At 70.1% G+C, this 3,055-nt stretch carries 2 protein-coding genes; one reads left to right on the top strand and one right to left on the bottom strand.

What is annotated here, in order from left to right; genetic code table 11:
* Window positions 1-1,541 (bottom strand): ArnT family glycosyltransferase (locus VFL64_RS06365; RefSeq protein ID WP_489539538.1); only part of this gene is annotated, 1,541 nt, incomplete at its 3' end.
* Window positions 1,542-1,679: 138 nt separating this feature from the next.
* On the opposite strand from VFL64_RS06365, the gene VFL64_RS06370 reads away from it, so the two are divergent.
* Window positions 1,680-3,055, top strand: a 1,376-nt coding sequence (locus tag VFL64_RS06370; protein ID WP_489539539.1) for a M14 family metallopeptidase, incomplete at its 3' end; no start/stop codon positions are given.

Here is a 3,055-nt window from a genome sequence, read left to right on the forward strand (position 1 = left end):
GGCACGCCACGGTCGACACGCCACAGCGCAGCGTCCTTGTTGCTGGCGACGCGTTCGGCGCTCTGTAGGAAGGGATAGCGGCTCTCGACCGCGTGCGTGACCACCAGCCAAGCGCGCGGCGAGCCGCTGCACAGGCGCGCATTGAGCGTGCCGGCGTCGATGAGCTGCCGCGCGGCCACCGCGGGTGAGAACGCCGCGGCATCGGCCACTTCATGGCGCCAGTTGTCGGCCTGGCGCAGCTCGGGCTTGCCCCAGTCGTCGGCCACCAGCGCCGGCGTGCGGGTGCCGGCGTAGAACGCCAGGTCGTAGTAGTAGTCGTCGACGAACACGATGGGCTCGGCGGGTTGGCGCTGTGCGGCCAGCGCCTGGCCCAGCTCGCGGTTGGACAGCGGCGGGTGGATGGTCAGCGCTGTGACCGCCCCCAGGCACACCAGCGCCGACACCGCCGCCGAGCCGAACAGGCGGCTGCGCCGCAACGGCAATGCGGCATCGACCATCAGGAACGCGAGCGGCGGCACCGCCGGCAGCACGTAGCCCACCAGCTTCGATTGCGGCAGCGAGAAGAACACCACCACCGTCGCCAGCCACACCCACATCAGCAGGAGCAGCGGCTCGCGCGCCACGCGCTGCCAGTAGGCGCGCCACACGGCGCGGCCCAGCCACACGATCCAGGGCAGCGAGAGCAGCACCAGCACCGCCGGGTAGAACCACACCGGCTGGGCGTTGTTGAAGCCGCTCTGCGCAAAGCGCTGCACGTGCTGCACCACGATGAAGTAGTGCAGGAAGCCCGGGAACTCCGACTGCATGCGCACGAACCAGGGCGCGGCCACGAGGGCGAACGCCGCCATGCCCGGCAGCCACAGCAGGGCCACGATCGTGCGCCAGCGCTTCTGCGCCCCCAGCCAGGCCAGCATCACCAGCGCCGGGATGACCGCACCGATCAGCCCCTTGGCCAGCACGCCCAGCGCGGCGCACACATAGGCGGCCAGCAGGGTGCGGCGCCAGGGCAGGCCGTCTTGCCACTGCCAGGCCGCATGCGCCAGCAGGGCGATGGTGGCGCTGATGCAGCCGGCGACCAGCATGTCCATGTTGGCGAACTGCGCGCCGAGGAACCACAGCGGCTGGGTCAACAGACCGAGCAGCACCAGGCGCGCCACGCGCTCGCTGGCGCGGCGGCGCACCAGCAGGTAGAGCGCGAGCGCACCCAGGGTCGCGCCCAGCACGGAGGCCAGGCGTGCGGCCCACTGCGTGACACCGAAGACGCGCAGCGATGCCTCGGTGATCCAGTAGAACAAGGGCGGCTTGTGGAAGAAGGGCAGGCCCGCGAGCGTGGGCACGGCGCTGTGGTCGGCGTGCAGCATCTCCAGCGCCACGCCCACGTAGCGGCCTTCGTCGGGCAGGGTCAACGGGCGCAGGCCGGCCGTGGCCCCCAGCCACACGAAGACGACGGCCAGCACCGCCAGCAGGCGCCACCAGGCGATGCGGCGCGGCGGCGCCGCTGTGGCGGCCGGTAGCGGCAAGGTCAGGGAATGGGTCTTCACGGCTCCGCGCGGATGTCGCGCCAGACAAACGAGGGCGCCAGTGTTGGCGTCGGGTGCTTAAACCTCGCTTAAGTCCGAATGGCGGGCTGGGGAGCCTGGGCAGTATTCTTGGCTCCCCGCCGCCTCGATGGCCCGCCCATGACCTTGTCCAAAGCCCCCACCCCCCGTTTCGACACCTTCTACAAGTACGACGCACTCACCCGGCTGCTGTTCGATTACGCCGACGCCTACCCCACACTCGTGCAGGTGGCCTCCATCGGCAAGAGCCACGAGGGGCGCGACATCTGGGTCGCCACCGTCACCAACACGCAGACCGGCCTGGCCGAAGACAAGCCCGCGTTCTGGGCCGACGGCAACATCCACGCCGCCGAGCTCACCGCCAGCACGGCCTGCCTGTACTACCTGAACCTGCTGCTGGGCCGCTACGGCCACGACCGCGAGATCACCCACCTGCTGGACACGCGCACGGTCTACCTCTGCCCGCGCCTCAACCCCGACGGCGCCGAGCTCGCCCTGGCCGAGCGGCCGCGCCACATCCGCTCCTCCACGCGGCGCTACCCCTTCGAAGAGGAGCCGGTCGACGGCCTGACCCAGGAAGACGTGGACGGCGACGGCCGCATGCTCTTCATGCGCATCCCCGACCCGGCCGGCACCTACAAGAAGTGCGCGCAAGACCCGCGGCTGATGGTGGCGCGCGAGCCGGGCGAGTTCGGCGGCGAGTACTACCGCGTGATCCCCGAGGGCACGCTCAAGAACTTCGACGGCCTCACCATCAAGGTCAACAAGGACGCCGAAGGCCTGGACCTCAACCGCAACTTCCCCGCCGGCTGGCGGCAGGAGTTCGAGCAGGTGGGCGCGGGACCGTACCCGGCCTCCGAGCCCGAGGTCCGCGCCGTCGTCGACTTCATCGCGCGCCACCCGAACATCGGCGCCGGGATCAGCTTCCACACGCAGAGCGGCGTGATCCTGCGGCCCTTCTCGTCGGCCGCCGACGAGACCATGCCGGCCGACGACCTGTGGCTCTACAAGCGCTTCGCCCAGCGGCAGGAAGCGATGACCGGCTACCCGGTGCTCTCGATCTTCCACGACTTCAAGTACCACCCGAAGCAGGTGATCACCGGCGGCTTCGACTGGATCTACGAGCACCTCGGCATGCTGTTCTGGACGGTGGAGATCTGGGCGCCGCTGCGCGAGGCGGGACTGAAGGACTTCCACTACATCGACTGGTACCGCGAGCACGCGCCGGAGGACGACCTCGCGATGCTGCGCTGGAGCGATCGCGAGCTGGACGGCGAGGGTTACGTCGACTGGTATCGGTTCGAGCATCCGGAGCTCGGTCCCGTCGAGCTGGGCGGCTGGAACAAGCTCGGCGTCTTCCGCAATCCGCCCGCCAAGTTCCTGGAGCGGGAAGTGCAGCGATTCCCCGCCTGGCTCACGTGGCAGGCGCTCACGCTGCCGCGCCTCGAGGTCCTGCGCGCCGAGGTCCAGGCGCTGGGCCCGGACACCTGGCGCGT

The organism is Rhizobacter sp. (assembly GCF_035702065.1).
Lineage (GTDB): Bacteria > Pseudomonadota > Gammaproteobacteria > Burkholderiales > Burkholderiaceae_C > Rhizobacter.